This window comes from Tomitella biformata AHU 1821, assembly GCF_000524475.1.
GTDB classification, from domain to species: Bacteria; Actinomycetota; Actinomycetes; order Mycobacteriales; family Mycobacteriaceae; genus Tomitella; species Tomitella biformata.
This window is the reverse complement of the sequence record NZ_BAVQ01000036.1, coordinates 14,031-27,556: the sequence shown is the minus strand read 5'-3', so window position 1 is coordinate 27,556 and position 13,526 is coordinate 14,031. Positions and strand designations below refer to the sequence as shown.

The window sequence follows — 13,526 nt, the reverse complement described above, 5'->3', positions numbered from 1 at the left end:
GTTGACGTGAGCTTGACCGACCGCACCACAGGCCGAGGAGCCGGCAATGGGGCCCCGGGCTCCATCACGTCGATCCCGCTGACCAACTTAGATCCCGACGTGGCGCAGGCGTCCATCGGCGATCTCGTCAAGAACGCGACCAGCCAGATGTCGACGCTGGTGCGCGCCGAGGTTGAGCTGGCGAAGGCCGAGGTCACCGGCGAGGTCAAGAAGGGCCTGCAGGGCAGCATCTTCTTCATCCTGGCTGGCACGATCCTGCTGTTCAGCACCTTCTTCGCGTTCTTCTTCCTCGGCGAGCTCCTCAGCGAGTGGCTGCCGCGCTGGGCGGCCTTCCTGATCGTGTTCGCCGTCCAGGTCCTGGCGGCCGCGCTGTTCGGTTTCCTCGGCTATCTGCGGGTCCGCAAGATCCGTGCGCCGAAGAAGACGATCGACTCGGTCAAGGAGATGTCGACGCTGCTGCCCGGCTCCGACGCGGCTGGGTCCGACACCGGCCGCCACGCCCTGCGCTGACCAGGCACTAAGCTCTGTCAATGCCCACACCTGATCCCTCGAGCGTCCGGCACCCCGGGCCGTGGCGGCATCTCGACGTCCACGCGAACGGCATCCGGCTGCACGCGGTGGAGGCCGGCCCGGATTCGCCCGACGCGCCCCTGGTGGTGCTCCTGCACGGGTTCGCCGACTACTGGTACTCCTGGCGACGCCAACTTGTCGCCCTGGGCGCCGCCGGCTACCGCACGGTGGCGGTCGACCTGCGCGGCTACGGCGATAGCGACAAGCCGCCGCGCGGCTACGACGGCTGGACCCTCGCCGGCGATATCGCCGCGCTGGTGCGCGCGCTGGGCCACGACACCGCGACGCTGATCGGGCACGCCGATGGCGGTCTCGTCTGTTGGGCCACCGCGCAATTGCACCCGAACCGGGTCGCGGCCATCGCCACGGTCTCCGCGCCACACCCTCTCGGCCTGCGCCAGGCCGTCCTGCGCAATCGCGCCCAGCGCGCGGCCTTCGCGGGACCACTGCTGCGGGATCAGCAGCCACGTGTCGCGGAGCGCAGGCTCACCGACGACGACGGTTTCGGCGCGGAGCTGCTGCTGCGCGCCCGCTCCGGCCCGGCCTGGCTCGGCGGGCCCGACTTCGCGGAATCCGCCGCCCACGCCCGATCCGCCATCCAGGTCCTCGGCGTCGCGCACTGCGGCCTGGAGTACCACCGCTGGGCCTTCCGCAGCCAGTTCCGCCCCGACGGCCGCCGCTTCCGCGCCGCGATGGGTGGCCGGGTGCGGGTGCCCGTCCTGCAGATCACGGGCCAGCAGGACCCATATGTGCTCGCCGCCACGTATCGGCGGTGCACCCGATGGGCCCCGCACCGCACTCTGACGACGCTGCCGGTGGGGCATTTCGCCCACCAAGAGGCCCCCGCCGAGACCACCGCGGCGCTGCTGGGGTTCCTCGACGCCAATAGGGCCTAAGAACCGCGTTCACTCTCGCAGCAGGTAGAACCGCCAGAATCCAAAGTCCTCGATCGGCAGCACCTCGAACTCGGCGAACCCCGCAGCCTCCGCATACCGCCGCAAGGTGTCGGCGCGCATCACGGTGCCGGTCGCCACGCTCGCCGGATGCGCCATCCCGTCAGGTAAACAGACAGTCAGGCTGAACCCGTACATCAGCCTCTCCGTCTCATCGCCGGGTGCGGCGAACGTGTCCGCGACCGCCTCATCCATCACGATCATCACCCCGCCCGGGGCAAGCGCGCGGCGGGCGGCGGCCAACACCTCCACTGGCCGTGGCATGTCGTGCACGCATTCGAAGGCGAAAACCGCCTGGTAACCTCCCCGCGGCAGCGCCGCGGCGTCGGCCTCTGTGACGGTCACCCGCACGGCCACCTCGGGGGCCGCGGCCACGTTGGCCCGGGCGAGCTCGACGGTGGCGCGGTCGATGTCCACGCCCCGCACCGTCGCCTCCGGATAGGCCCGGGCCAGCGCGATCGTGGACCAGCCACCCCCGCAGCCAAGATCGGCGAGCATCGAGCCGGGGGCTCGGAGCAGCCTATCCACCTCCGGGATCGAGCCAAGCGCGTCGGCCAGCGAGTGTTCGTACCAGGGCCGGTTCATGTCCGCCTGCCCGTCCCGAGCGTCACGCCCGTACCGCGCCCAGCCCACCCCGCCGCCGGACCGGTACGCCTCCAACAGCTCCGGCAATCGCTTCGCAGCGCCGCACAACAGCCTCGCGAGCGGGGCGAGATACGCCAGGCTGTGCTCGTCCGCGAAAACCTCGGCTCCCGCCCGGGACAGGGCGAACGAAGGGTGCTCTCCATCGGCGACGTCGAGAAGTCCGGTCACCGCCTGCTGTTCCAGCCATTCCCGCGTGTACCGCGAGTTGGTCCCGGTGCGGGCAGCCAACTCATCGGCCGTGGCTGGCCCATCGACGTCGAGGCTGCGGTACCAGCCGAGCCTGTCCCCGAGGTAGATCGAGAGGATGTCAACGGTCCCCAAGGCTGCGTCCACGACCCGCTGGGCCAGCGCATCGGCCGGGGAGCGCTCAGGGGATAGGGCTTCTGCGGTGCTGGACATGGAGTTCCCTCCGGTCAGTCGGTGGAAAGTGCAGTCGCCTCCATCTTCGTCGCCGAACCGACCGCTGTCACCCGTCGGCCGCCTAGCTGGCTATAGGTCGTGTCAAGTGTGGGCTCCGCCAGGTGGCATCGCCGTCGCAGACGGCGGCGGTGTCAGGGCCGGTGCTGTTGAGCCGAGAAGTCGTGGCGGGGGTGGGCACCCAGCGCCCACGCTGACATATGCGACCTCACCCCATGCGGTGGTGGGTCATCTGGCGACGTTCGGGCTGCTATGAGGGCGAGGGGCCGGGTGCCAAGCTAGGCGCGGCGTAACCGGGTGACCGGTCCGCCATAGCTCACGCGGCATCTGATCCAGCCCCTCGTCCCCCCTCTAGCGTGGCATCCTCGGCTGGCGTTGTGAAGGGCAAACGCAAATAGATTCCTCCTGACGTCCGGTGTCATGACTGTGTCGCCCTGGGCCGGGCCTCCGCGGCCGATCGCGCGAGTGTGCGCCGGTGCTCGTCGCCGTCCACCACCTCAATGAAAACTGTTGACAGGCAACATATTTCCGGTGGTGGACCGCTCCTGCGCGCCAACGCCGACGGCGAGGACCGGGGGCGGGGGCAGCTCCGGAGCTCTGGTCAGGCCCAGCGGCCGGGTTCGTAGACCGTGTGATCGCGGACCATCGCGTAGGCGATCCGGTTCGCCCGGTTCGCCATCACGCAGGCGATCACCTTGCCCTTCTTGCCGCGGGCCTTCAGCTCGCCTGCGCGGGCCTTCGCGGCGGGCTCGACCAACCACAACCCCATGCCGAGGTCGATCAGGGCGCGGCGCAGCCGCACGGAACCCTCGCGGCTGATCTTCCCGTCCCGGCGCCGCCCGGCGGACTCGTACTGCATCGGCGAGAGCCCGGAGGCCCGGTAGACCTGCCGTGGTCCGGGCCATCGGCCTGGATCACCCAGCGCCCCACCATAATTCGCGGCGCGGACGACGCCCCAGCCGGGGACGGTGGGCAGCGTGGCGAACGGGCTGGCGGGCAGCAGTTCCGCGAGCCGGGCCTCGGCGTCGGCGATCTGGCCGTCGAGGACGGCGAGCATCGCCACGTCCTCGGCGAGGATCTGCCGGGCCGATTCCGCGGCGTCGGTGGGCATCGCCTCACGGGCTGCAGCGACGATCCGCTCCGCAACGGGCAGTCGTAGTTGCAGTTTCCGCTTGCGGCGAAGGTCACCAGCTTGGCGGGGCCGAGGGCGCGGAGGCGGGCGGGGTTGGCGAACTCGGCGACTATCAGGCGCCCGATTTTGGTGCCGAGTACGTTGGGCAGCGCCAGGGCCAGGCCGGGGAAGGTCCGGTCGAGTTGGCCGATCAGTTGGTTCTTGACCGCCGTGCGGGCCAGGACGCGGCGGCTGCGGTGGGCGGTGAGCGCGGTGATCTGCTCGATGACCAGGGCATGCGCGGCGGCAGGATGACCCTGTCCGGCGAGGACGAGGTCGGTGATCGCCACGAGGTCGATGGCATCGGTCTTGATCCGGCGTTTGCCATTGATCCGGCGTTGTTCGCCGACGCGGGCGGGGTTGATCTCGAGGACCTCCCAGCCGGCGGGCCAGGTGTGGTCGAGCAGGGGGTGGTGGTAGTGGCCGGCGGCCTCGATACCAACCTTGACCTGGGCGTCCGTGGGGATGCAGGAGCTGATCTGGGTGGCCAGTTCGGCGACCGCGGACTCGGTCATGGTGATCTCGGCCGGTCCGAAGAGTCGGTGGCGGTCGGCGTCGGTGGCGGAGATCGCGGCGACGGACTTGCCGACATCGACGGCGACGACGATGGTGGACGGTGTGACTGGAGCGATGGTGACAGACACGGAAAACACCTCCGGTGGTGCACGGGGCTGGACGCGTCAACGTCTTGGGCCTCGGCGAAGTGGGAACTACTGACATTCCCTTCCTTGCACCTCCGGAGGTGTTTGTGAAGGCCTACTCGATATATATCAGCTCACGCAGGCGCCCGTGCCCACCTCGCGGTGCATGGCGGCCGAGGCGTCGAGGTTCGCGCGCACCTCCGCCGCCGTGAGCGCGAAGCCCGTGTCCGAATCATCCGCCGCGGCGCCGAACACCACGCCGAGCACCTTGCCGTCGACGCCTACCAGCGGCCCGCCGGAGTTGCCGGAGCGCACCTGCCCGCGAATCGTGTAGACCTCGCGGGTGACGGTGGCGCTGTGGTGAATGTCGGGGCCAGAGAGCATGATCGTGTCGCGGATACGCGCCGCGCTCGCCGTGAACGGTCCACCGCCGGGGTAGCCGAGCACCACAGCCTCGTCCCCGCTGTGCGCGGGGACTGCGGTGAACGAGAGGGCGGGCTCCGTCAGTCCTGGAACGTCGAGCACCGCGATGTCGACATCGGGGTCGAACAACACGACAGTCGCCGCGAGCGGGCCGTCGGCGCTCTGCACCACCACATCGGTGGTGCCGGCGACCACGTGGGCGTTCGTCATCACCCGCTCGGGAGACACGACGAATCCGGAGCCCTCAAGCGCCCGCTGGCAACTGGGCGCGGAGCCGAGGATCTCCAGCACGCTCGCGCGGGAGGCGGCGACGACGGGCAAGTTCGCGATCGCCGGGTCGGGCGGATCGACGGTGGTGATCGGCGTCTTGCCGAAGGGGCCCAGGACGTCGGGCAGCCCGGAGTCGTCTAGGAGCGCGGACAGCCTGCTCGGCACCGCCCGTAACCAGCCGGGGACCACCGTGTCGACGTTGCTGAGCACCCACGAGCCGCGCACCGCTGCCGCGACCGCCGGCTGTGTGCTCGAGGCCAGGGGCACCGCCAGCAGCCATGCGATCGCTAGCACCGCCACCGTTTGAAACAGCGCGCCCACCGTCGAGTCGACGGTCCGCACCGCGCCGCGGGAGAGTAACTGCCGGGCGTATCGGCCGCCGAACATGCCGAGCATCTGCCCGGCCACCACCAGCACGACGACAACCAGCACGCCAAGCAGCACCCGGCCGCGCGGATCGGTCACGCCGGAGACCAGGTGCGGCGCGAGCGTGATGCCCACGGCGGCGCCGGCCAGCACGCTCACGAATGACAACGCCGACGCGACCGCGCCGTGCCGCCACCCCGACATGGCGGCCGCGATCGCCACGGCGACGACCAGCAGGTCCAGCCAGTGCGAAGCCGTCACTGCTCGATCACCGTGGCCTCCAGGTCCGCCAGGCTGGCATCCAGCTCACGTACATCCCCGGTGTCCCACTCCTGCTCCCAGCCGGCCTCGGCGATCAGCGCGGACAGCAAGCCTGCGGTGAAGCCCCACACCAGCATCCCGTCCACCGTGAAAGCCGGGCCCTTGAACATTCTGCGATAGCTGATCTGAAAGCGGTTCGCCGGATCCACCAGATCCGACAGCGCGATCCGCGACACCCGCGCCGTCTCCGCCTGGTCCACCGCGCGCACCGGGCTCGGCTCGCGCCAGTAGGCCAGGACGGGGCTGACGACGAATCCCGACGGCGGGATATACAACGTCGGCATCACCACCAGCGGCTGCACGCCCGCCGGGTCCAGCCCGGTCTCCTCCTCCGCCTCCCGCAGCGCTGTGCCGATCGGGCCGGCGTCGCCCGGATCCTGCACTCCGCCGGGAAATGCCACCTGGCCGCTGTGGTGCCGCAGCGTCGACGCGCGCTGCAGGAGCAGCACGTCCGCGCACGGCACTCCCGGCGGCGGCATGAGCGTGCTCACCGGCTCCTCCGATTCGCCGAACAGCATCAGCACAGACGCGGGCCGAGAGCTCGTGCCGGGGGGAATCAGCCGCTGCTGCAACCGTTCTGGCAGCGAGCCGCCGTGATAGTCGCGCACACGCTCCGCGAGGTCGGACAGCCAGTCGGGAGTCTCGCTCATGCCGCCACCCCGAGGTACTCCCGCACGGCGTCGGCGATCTCGTCCGCATTCGTGAACGGCACCGCGAGCACCTTGGCCACCGTGCCGTCCGCACGCAGCAGCACCGTCACCGGCAGCACATTGGGGGCGCTGGCCGCGGCCGCGACCTTCGCGCCGGGGTCGTCTACTCCGGGCAGCTGAACCCCCAGCTCGGCCAGCATCGCCAACCCGCGATCCTGATTTTTGTCCTTGTGGACCGTCAGCACGGTCACCGCGTCGCCCGCACGCGCGGCGAACTCCGCCATCGCTGGCAGCTCCGCCCGGCACGGCGCGCACCAGTACGCCCACAGGTTGAGGACTGCGGGCCTGCCAGCGAGTGCGGCGCCAAGGTCCATGGGCGAGCCGTCCGCCAGGCATTCCAACACCAGCCCAGCAAACGGGCCGCCAGCCGAGGGATTCGCCATCGCCGCACCGCTCGGGGCCGGGCACAGCTCTAGGCTCGCGTCGGCGCGCAGCGCGGCCAGCTCGCTGGTGTCCACCGGCGCCTCGGCGCCGCTGGGCAGGACGGGTGCGGCCAAGCCACCCCCACTGTCCTTGTCCCAGATCGGCAGAATTGCGATCATCAGCGCCACTAGCACGACCAACACGCCAATCCCCGTCTTGGCAGACACGCTCATCTTGGTCAATTCACAGCCCTGCCAGCGCGAGCAGATGCTCGGTCTCAGGTCCGCGCACCAGCGCCGCCGCGGCGGCGGGATCGGTGGGGCCCAGTCCGTACGACGGGCAATCCCGGGCGAGGACGCACACCCCACACGCAGGCTTGCGCGCATGGCAGACGCGGCGGCCGTGGAAGATCACCCGGTGGGACAGCAACGTCCACTCCTTGCGCTCGACCAACTCGCCGATCGCGTGCTCAACCTTCACGGGGTCTGTCAGCTCCGTCCACCGCCAGCGGGCGACCAGCCGTAGAAAATGCGTGTCCACCGTGATGCCGGGGATATTGAACGCGTTGCCCAGCACCACATTTGCCGTCTTGCGTCCGATGCCGGGCAATTTCACCAGTTCAGCGAGCGAGTGAGGAACCTCACCGCCGTGGTTTTCCAACAGTGCCTGTCCGAGGCCGATCAGCGAGTTCGCCTTGTTCCGGTAGAAGCCGGTGCTGTGGATCAGCTCCTCCAATTCGCCACGATCCGCCTCCGCGTAGCCCCGCGCGGACGGGTAGCGGGCGAAGAGCGCAGGGGTCACGATGTTGACCCGCTTATCGGTGCACTGAGCCGAGAGAATAGTGGCAACCGCCAGCTCAAGGGGGGTATTGAAGTCGAGCTCGCAATACACGTGGGGGAAGGCCTCACCCAGTCTGCGATTCATCCGTCGGGCCCGCCGAACCAGAGCCAGCCGCGTTTCCGGCGCCGCCATCCGCCGGGCGGAGGGCCGCGCCTGTTCAGTCGTCACTCCCACAGACTACGGACCACCTCTGACAGGGCTGCCCCCCGCCAACCCGTCGCCTCCCCGTTGCCGTTCCGAGACATCGACGGTGTTTACTCAGCGGTATGGAAGGACTACTCGTTGTCATCGCCCCTGTGCTCCTGATCCTGTTCGCCCTCTCCATGGAGCGGATCGAGGGGCATCTTCGGCGACTGACCGTCCAGCGGCAGGATGTCCAGGATTTCATCGAGACGCATGCGCCGGTGGACATCCTCACCGATCCCGCCGTGGGGCTGATGTCCGTCAGCGCTCCACTGCCCCGCCCCGCGAACGCAGGCAGCGCCGCCCACTAGCGCGTCGACCGGTCCCGGAATCCGATGCGCTGACAATCGCCGCCACACAAGGCATAGTGTGAGTGGGATCTCACGGGTCGCCCGGCAGAGCCCCACAGCAGTCAGCGAACAGCAAGTGCCCCATTAGCAGACGGCATCGCCGCCGAGGTTGTAGCCTCGGTCACACGGCGACGCAGGCGTTCACTACACTGTTGTGCGGCACCACTGTCTGGTAGCTCGACAGGGGTGCCTTGCCTGTGTGGTCCGCGTGAAACCGGGTCCACACGTAGCGTTGAATACCTACAGCTCGAGTTAAATATTTACACCCCAGTATCAGCCGCCCACCGCATCCAACCCCCGGTGGCAATATCGATCGATGAGGAGCCCCACGTGGACGAGATCCTGGCCAGAGCAGGAATCTTCCAGGGAGTCGAACCTTCCGCCGTGTCAGCGCTGATCAAGCAGCTGCAGCCGGTCGAGTTCCCCCGCGGCCACATCATTTTCCATGAGGGCGAGCCTGGCGACCGGCTCTACATCATCGGCAGTGGCAAGATCAAGATCGGCCGCCGTTCCCCGGACGGCCGCGAGAACCTATTGACGATCATGGGTCCGTCCGACATGTTCGGCGAGCTGTCGATCTTCGACCCCGGCCCCCGCACGTCCAGCGCCACCACCGTCACCGAGGTGCGCGCGGTGTCCATGGACCGGGACGCGCTCAAGGACTGGATCGGCCAGCGCCCGGAGATCGCCGAGCAGCTGCTGCGAGTGCTCGCCCGTCGTCTGCGCCGCACCAACAACAGTCTCGCGGACCTGATTTTCACCGACGTCCCCGGCCGCGTCGCCAAGGCGCTGCTGCAGTTGGCGCAGCGCTTCGGCACCCAGGAGGCTGGCGCGCTGCGGGTCACGCACGACCTCACGCAGGAGGAGATCGCCCAGCTCGTCGGCGCCTCCCGCGAGACCGTGAACAAGGCCCTGGCCGACTTCGCGCATCGCGGCTGGCTTCGGCTCGAGGGCAAGAGCGTGCTGATCATCGACTCCGAGCGCCTGGCCCGCCGCGCTCGCTAGTCCACAACGCCGAATGGCGCTGGTCCCCTAGGGGGCCAGCGCCATTCGGCGTTTGGCGACGTTAGGCGCGCTCACGCAGGTAGCGCAGCTGCACCTCGACCGACCAGGCGGCGACGGGCCACAGGGCCGGGTCCACATCCTGGTAGACGTGCTCGACAATCGTCTTCACGTCGGCTGTCGGCCCCATCAACGCCAGAGCGTCGCGGACCTGCGTCAGCCGCTCATGCCGGTGGTCCCGATACACGCGCGCGATGGCCGCCACGTCGGGCAGCTCCGGGCCGTGCCCGGGCAGGCAGATCCGTCCGACGCCGGCCTCGATGAGCACGTCGAGGGAGTCCAGGTAGTCCCCCAGGTCCCCGTCCTGCGGGTCCAGCACGGTCGTGCCATGGCCGAGGATCGTGTCGGCGGTGAGCACCGCGCCCGGATCGTCGGGACCGATGCCGTCCAGCACCAGCGAGACCGAGTCCTTCGTGTGGCCGGGCGTACGCAGGACGGTCAGCCGCAGCCCATCGACCTCGAAGACCTCCCCGTGCTCGAGCCCACCGCCGCCGCCGGAGCGGAATTCCTCGGTGACCGCGTGCACGGGGCTGCCCGTGAGCTTGACGAATGTGTCCAGGCCCTCTGTGTGGTCGAAGTGCTGATGGGATGCGATCGTCAGCGCCACCTCCCCGACATCGGCGACGCGGCGTAGGTGCTCAGGGTCCTCGGGCCCGGGGTCGAGCACCACGACGCGGTCGCTGCCCGGCGCGCGCAGGATCCACGTGTTGGTGCCGTCCAGGGACATCTGGCCGGGGTTGTGGCACAGCAGCACCGAGGCGGTCGGGGTGACCGCGCGTAGCGTGCCGTACGAGGGGTGCGTCAACGCTCCCGGGCTCTCTGCCATTCCCACTCCTCTAGCCGACCTCGACCTGCAGCTCGATCTCCACCGGGGAGTCGATTGGCAGGTCCGAGACGCCGACAGCGCTGCGAGCGTGGATGCCGGCCTCGCCGAACACCGCGCCGAGCAGCTCGGACGCGCCGTTGACGACGCCAGGCTGGCCGCCGAAGCCGGGCGCGGACGCGACGAAGCCGACGACCTTGACGATCCGGGTGATCGAGTCCAGCCCGACGAGGGCGTCGATGGCCGCGAGGGCGTTGAGCGCGCACACCTGCGCCAGCTCCTTCGCATCCTCCGGCGACACGTCGGCGCCCACCTTGCCCGTGCGCAGCAGCTTCCCGTCCACGGTCGGCAACTGGCCGGAGGTGAACACCCACGACCCGCTGCGCACCGCGGGCACGTAGCTGGCCAACGGCGTCGCCACCGGCGGCAGGCTCAGGCCGAGCTCGGCCAGGCGCGCCGCCGGTCCGGTCTCGCTCACTTGCGGCGCTTCAGGTACGCGACGTGCTGCTCCCCGGTCGGGCCGGGGAGCACCGAGACGAGTTCCCAGCCGTCAATCCCGAAGTTATCGAGGATCGCCTTGGGGTTGTGGATGAGGAGCGGTGCGACGAAGTACTCCCACTGGACTGGCCCTGCCTGCGTTGATTCACTCATGCCGTCACCCTAGCCGCCCGGCGGCGACGCGCAGAAGTGGCACGGGCCACCATTCCCAACGGAACTTCGGGCGGGCTTATAGGCTCAGGCGGTGTCCACCACCGAACCACGCTCATTGGTCGCCGACATCACGTCGGCCTGGCCGGCGCAGGCCCAGCAGGCCCGACTGCACTTCGTCACCGGCAAGGGCGGCACCGGCAAGTCCACCGTCGCCGCCGCATTAGCGCTCGCGCTCGCGAAGGGCGGCCGCAAGGTCCTGCTCGTCGAAGTGGAGGAGCGTCAGGGCATCGCGCAGCTCTTCGACGTGCCCCCGCTGCCGTACGTGGAGACGAAAGTCGCGGTCGCCGACGAGGGTGGCAGCGTCTTCGCCCTCGCCATCGACATCGAGGCAGCGTTCCTGGAGTACCTCGACATGTTCTACAACCTCGGCTTCGCGGGCAAGGCGATGAAGAAGGTCGGCGCCGTGGAGTTCGCGACGACGCTCGCGCCGGGCCTGCGGGACGTGCTGCTGACCGGCAAGATCAAAGAGGCCGCAGTACGTAGAGATAAGGCGGGCCGTTATGTCTACGACGCCATCGTCGTCGACTCGCCCCCCACCGGCCGCATCGGCAGCTTCCTGGACGTGACCAAGGCGATGGCCGACCTCGCGAAGGGCGGCCCCATCCGCTCGCAGTCCGAGGGCGTGATCAACCTGCTGCACTCCCCGGACACGATGGTGCACCTCGTGACACTGTTGGAGGCGCTGCCCGTGCAGGAGAGCCTGGACGCCGTCGCAGAGCTGACCGGCCTGGATCTGCGCCCGGGCACCGTCATCGTGAACCGCACGGAGTCCACCTACCTCGCCGAGGACACCCTCGCCGAGGCGGCGCAGGGCCGCGTCGACGCCGCCGCGCTGCGCGCTGACTTCGCCGCGGTGGGGCTCAAGGTCGACGAGGACGACTTCGCCGGGCTGCTGACCGAGACCATCGAGCACGCCATCCGCTGCCAGGCGCAGCGCGTGAGCGCCGAGGAGCTCAGCGCGCTCGACGTGACACAACTGGAATTGCCGCAGCTGTCCGATGGCGTCGACCTCGGCGGAATCTACGAGTTGGCCGACAAGCTGGCCGGGCAGGGCGTGCGATGAGCACCATCGATGTGGGCGCCATCCTGGCGAACCCTGTGACCCGCGTGGTCGTGTGCTGCGGCGCCGGCGGCGTCGGCAAGACGACCACCGCCGCAGCGCTGGCCCTGCGCGCGGCCGAGCTGGGCCGCTCTGTCGTGGTCCTGACGATCGACCCCGCCCGGCGCCTCGCCCAGTCGCTGGGAGTCGAGGAGCTCAACAACACTCCACAGCCGGTGCCGCTGCCGGACAACACGTCCGGCGGCCAGCTCCACGCGATGATGCTGGACATGCGCGGGACGTTCGACGACATGGTCATCGAGTATGCGGCCCCCGACCGCGCGCAGGAGATCCTGGGGAACCCGTTCTACCAGACTGTCGCGTCCTCCTTCGCTGGCACGCAGGAGTACATGGCGATGGAAAAGCTCGGCCAGTTGGTCGGCGAGGCCGAGTGGGACCTTGTCGTCGTGGACACCCCGCCCTCGCGCAACGCGCTGGATTTCCTCGATGCCCCGCAGCGCCTGGGCGCGTTCCTGGACGGGCGCATGATCCGCATGTTCATGGCCCCCGGCCGTGGGCTGCGCAGGCTTGTCACCGGTGCCGTCGGGCTCGGGATGAAGGCCGTCTCGACGGTGGTGGGCAGCTCCATGCTGTCCGACGCGTCGATGTTCGTGCAGTCCTTCGAGGAGATGTTCGGCGGTTTCCGCGAGCGCGCGAACCGCACCTATGAGCTGCTGCGCCAGCCGGGCACCGAGTTCCTGGTGATCTCGGCCGCTGAGCCGGACGCGCTGCGCGAGGCCGCGTTCTTCGTCGAGCGCCTCACCACCGAGAACATGCCGCTGGCCGGCCTGGTGCTCAACCGCACCCATCCGATGCTCTCGCAGCTGCCCGCCGAACGGGCCCTATCTGCGGCGGAGGACCTCGAAGAGAGGGCCGAGGAGACCGCAGACCAGCCGCTCTCCGCAGCAGTGCTGCGTATCCACGCGGAGCGAGCGGCGACGGCGAAGCGGGAGATCCGGCTGCTCAGCCGCTTCCGCGGCGCACACCCCAGCGTGCCGATCCTCGGCGTGCCGTCGCTGCCGTTCGAAGTCTCCGACCTGCAAGCCCTCCGTGCCATCGGTGACCAGCTGGTGCCGGCCAGCCAGGCCTAGCCGCTTTCGCGGAGGGCTGTCCGTGAAGCCGTCAGCCCGCCGCTTGACGACGTCGATGCGCCTCGAAGAACTCGCCCCACGACGTCACATCGGGATGCTGTTTGAGCAGGGCTCGGCGCTGCCGCTCGGTCAGGCCGCCCCACACCCCAAACTCCACCTTGTTGTCCAGCGCGTCTGCCGCGCACTCCATCATCACCGGGCAGTGCCGGCAGATGTTCGCGGCCTTGCGCTGGGCGGCGCCCCGAACGAATAGCTCGTCCGGATCGATGCTGCGGCACGTCGCCTGGGAGGCCCAGGCCAGTCGCGCCTCCGAGCTGTCCACTGAAAAGGCCGGCACACCCACCCGACGCAATTTCGTCGGCCCCGCCCCTTGAATCACGTTGGTCTCGCCAATCTGATTATTGCCGTCATTACTGTTGGCGACTAGTCCGGACGATGCCTGCTTGACCGTTACGCGCATGCAGCCTGCCCTTTCACGAGGGACTCCGCATCCGCGGAGTACCAGCCGACCGTGATG

15 protein-coding genes and 1 pseudogene are annotated in these 13,526 nt (G+C 69.2%); 6 read left to right on the top strand and 10 right to left on the bottom strand.

The features are described 5' to 3' along the window. Positions 1–6 precede the first annotated feature (6 nt). Together TBIF_RS12145 and TBIF_RS12140 are read left to right on the top strand one after the other, a co-directional pair. Positions 7–510, top strand: a complete 504-nt coding sequence (locus TBIF_RS12145) for a phage holin family protein (protein WP_024795064.1) — start codon at positions 7–9, stop codon at positions 508–510. Between the two features lie 20 nt (positions 511–530). Further along, on the top strand, positions 531–1,466 hold the full coding sequence (locus tag TBIF_RS12140; RefSeq protein WP_024795063.1) for an alpha/beta fold hydrolase: 936 nt from the start codon (positions 531–533) through the stop codon (positions 1,464–1,466). A gap of 9 nt (positions 1,467–1,475) precedes the next feature. On the opposite strand, the gene TBIF_RS12135 is transcribed toward TBIF_RS12140, so the two are convergent. The 6 genes and pseudogenes from TBIF_RS12135 to nth all read right to left on the bottom strand — a co-directional run bounded on the left by TBIF_RS12135 (position 1,476) and on the right by nth (position 7,822). After that, positions 1,476–2,567: a class I SAM-dependent methyltransferase gene (locus tag TBIF_RS12135; RefSeq protein WP_024795062.1), complete on the bottom strand. Its 1,092-nt coding sequence runs from the start codon at positions 2,565–2,567 to the stop codon at positions 1,476–1,478. Between the two features lie 619 nt (positions 2,568–3,186). Continuing rightward, a pseudogene (locus tag TBIF_RS26715) lies at positions 3,187–4,400 on the bottom strand (IS110 family RNA-guided transposase). A 126-nt stretch (positions 4,401–4,526) separates the two neighbouring features. Beyond that, entirely contained in the window at positions 4,527–5,717 is a 1,191-nt protein-coding gene (locus TBIF_RS12125) for a MarP family serine protease (protein WP_024795061.1), read from the bottom strand. Beyond that, positions 5,714–6,427 carry an NUDIX hydrolase gene (locus tag TBIF_RS12120; protein ID WP_024795060.1) on the bottom strand — a complete coding sequence of 238 codons (714 nt, stop codon included), beginning with the start codon at positions 6,425–6,427 and terminating at the stop codon, positions 5,714–5,716. Before TBIF_RS12120 ends, TBIF_RS12125 begins: the two co-directional genes overlap by 4 nt. Continuing rightward, the gene (locus TBIF_RS12115; RefSeq protein WP_024795059.1) at positions 6,424–7,083 is read right to left on the bottom strand and encodes a TlpA family protein disulfide reductase; all 660 of its coding nucleotides are present in this window, start codon (positions 7,081–7,083) and stop codon (positions 6,424–6,426) included. The genes TBIF_RS12120 and TBIF_RS12115 overlap by 4 nt, the downstream gene beginning before the upstream one ends. 10 nt (positions 7,084–7,093) lie before the next feature. After that, complete coding sequence (gene nth / locus TBIF_RS12110) at positions 7,094–7,822, bottom strand: endonuclease III (RefSeq protein WP_051461505.1); 729 nt, start codon at positions 7,820–7,822, stop codon at positions 7,094–7,096. Positions 7,823–7,956: 134 nt separating this feature from the next. Between nth and TBIF_RS12105 the strand changes: the two genes are divergently transcribed. Next, entirely contained in the window at positions 7,957–8,184 is a 228-nt protein-coding gene (locus TBIF_RS12105; RefSeq protein ID WP_024795057.1) for a hypothetical protein, read from the top strand. A 369-nt stretch (positions 8,185–8,553) separates the two neighbouring features. Next, positions 8,554–9,228 (top strand): Crp/Fnr family transcriptional regulator, encoded by a 675-nt coding sequence (locus tag TBIF_RS12100; protein WP_024795056.1) that lies wholly within the window; start codon positions 8,554–8,556, stop codon positions 9,226–9,228. A gap of 61 nt (positions 9,229–9,289) precedes the next feature. Here the strand turns inward: TBIF_RS12100 and TBIF_RS12095 are convergent, their stop codons facing one another. Genes TBIF_RS12095 through sp36 form a run of 3 tightly spaced genes read right to left on the bottom strand, consistent with a single transcriptional unit; the run spans position 9,290 to position 10,759 of the window. Further along, positions 9,290–10,111: an MBL fold metallo-hydrolase gene (locus TBIF_RS12095; RefSeq protein WP_038170944.1), complete on the bottom strand. Its 822-nt coding sequence runs from the start codon at positions 10,109–10,111 to the stop codon at positions 9,290–9,292. Positions 10,112–10,121: 10 nt separating this feature from the next. Next, positions 10,122–10,586, bottom strand: a complete 465-nt coding sequence (locus tag TBIF_RS12090; protein ID WP_024795054.1) for a RidA family protein — start codon at positions 10,584–10,586, stop codon at positions 10,122–10,124. Then, the gene (gene sp36 / locus TBIF_RS25410) at positions 10,583–10,759 is read right to left on the bottom strand and encodes a Sp36 family protein (RefSeq protein WP_148302252.1); all 177 of its coding nucleotides are present in this window, start codon (positions 10,757–10,759) and stop codon (positions 10,583–10,585) included. Before sp36 ends, TBIF_RS12090 begins: the two co-directional genes overlap by 4 nt. Before the next feature lie 115 nt (positions 10,760–10,874). Between sp36 and bagA the strand changes: the two genes are divergently transcribed. Next, the gene (bagA, locus tag TBIF_RS12080) at positions 10,875–11,882 is read left to right on the top strand and encodes an ATPase BagA (RefSeq protein WP_024795053.1); all 1,008 of its coding nucleotides are present in this window, start codon (positions 10,875–10,877) and stop codon (positions 11,880–11,882) included. Next, positions 11,879–13,009, top strand: a complete 1,131-nt coding sequence (gene bagB / locus TBIF_RS12075) for an ArsA family ATPase (protein ID WP_024795052.1) — start codon at positions 11,879–11,881, stop codon at positions 13,007–13,009. The genes bagA and bagB overlap by 4 nt, the downstream gene beginning before the upstream one ends. A gap of 31 nt (positions 13,010–13,040) precedes the next feature. Here bagB and TBIF_RS12070 read toward each other — a convergent pair whose 3' ends face one another. Continuing rightward, on the bottom strand, positions 13,041–13,352 hold the full coding sequence (locus TBIF_RS12070; RefSeq protein WP_038170942.1) for a WhiB family transcriptional regulator: 312 nt from the start codon (positions 13,350–13,352) through the stop codon (positions 13,041–13,043). Positions 13,353–13,526: the final 174 nt, after the last annotated feature.

What these genes read in the sequence shown, in the direction of transcription:
- TBIF_RS12140 (WP_024795063.1), top strand. Translation starts at nt 531, where the DNA reads ATGCCCACACCTGATCCCTCGAGCGTCCGGCACCCCGGGCCGTGGCGG.
- TBIF_RS12135 (WP_024795062.1), bottom strand. Translation starts at nt 2,567, where the DNA reads ATGTCCAGCACCGCAGAAGCCCTATCCCCTGAGCGCTCCCCGGCCGAT.
- TBIF_RS12120 (WP_024795060.1), bottom strand. Translation starts at nt 6,427, where the DNA reads ATGAGCGAGACTCCCGACTGGCTGTCCGACCTCGCGGAGCGTGTGCGC.
- TBIF_RS12115 (WP_024795059.1), bottom strand. Translation starts at nt 7,083, where the DNA reads ATGAGCGTGTCTGCCAAGACGGGGATTGGCGTGTTGGTCGTGCTAGTG.
- nth (WP_051461505.1), bottom strand. Translation starts at nt 7,822, where the DNA reads ATGGCGGCGCCGGAAACGCGGCTGGCTCTGGTTCGGCGGGCCCGACGG.
- TBIF_RS12105 (WP_024795057.1), top strand. Translation starts at nt 7,957, where the DNA reads ATGGAAGGACTACTCGTTGTCATCGCCCCTGTGCTCCTGATCCTGTTC.
- TBIF_RS12095 (WP_038170944.1), bottom strand. Translation starts at nt 10,111, where the DNA reads ATGGCAGAGAGCCCGGGAGCGTTGACGCACCCCTCGTACGGCACGCTA.
- sp36 (WP_148302252.1), bottom strand. Translation starts at nt 10,759, where the DNA reads ATGAGTGAATCAACGCAGGCAGGGCCAGTCCAGTGGGAGTACTTCGTC.
- bagB (WP_024795052.1), top strand. Translation starts at nt 11,879, where the DNA reads ATGAGCACCATCGATGTGGGCGCCATCCTGGCGAACCCTGTGACCCGC.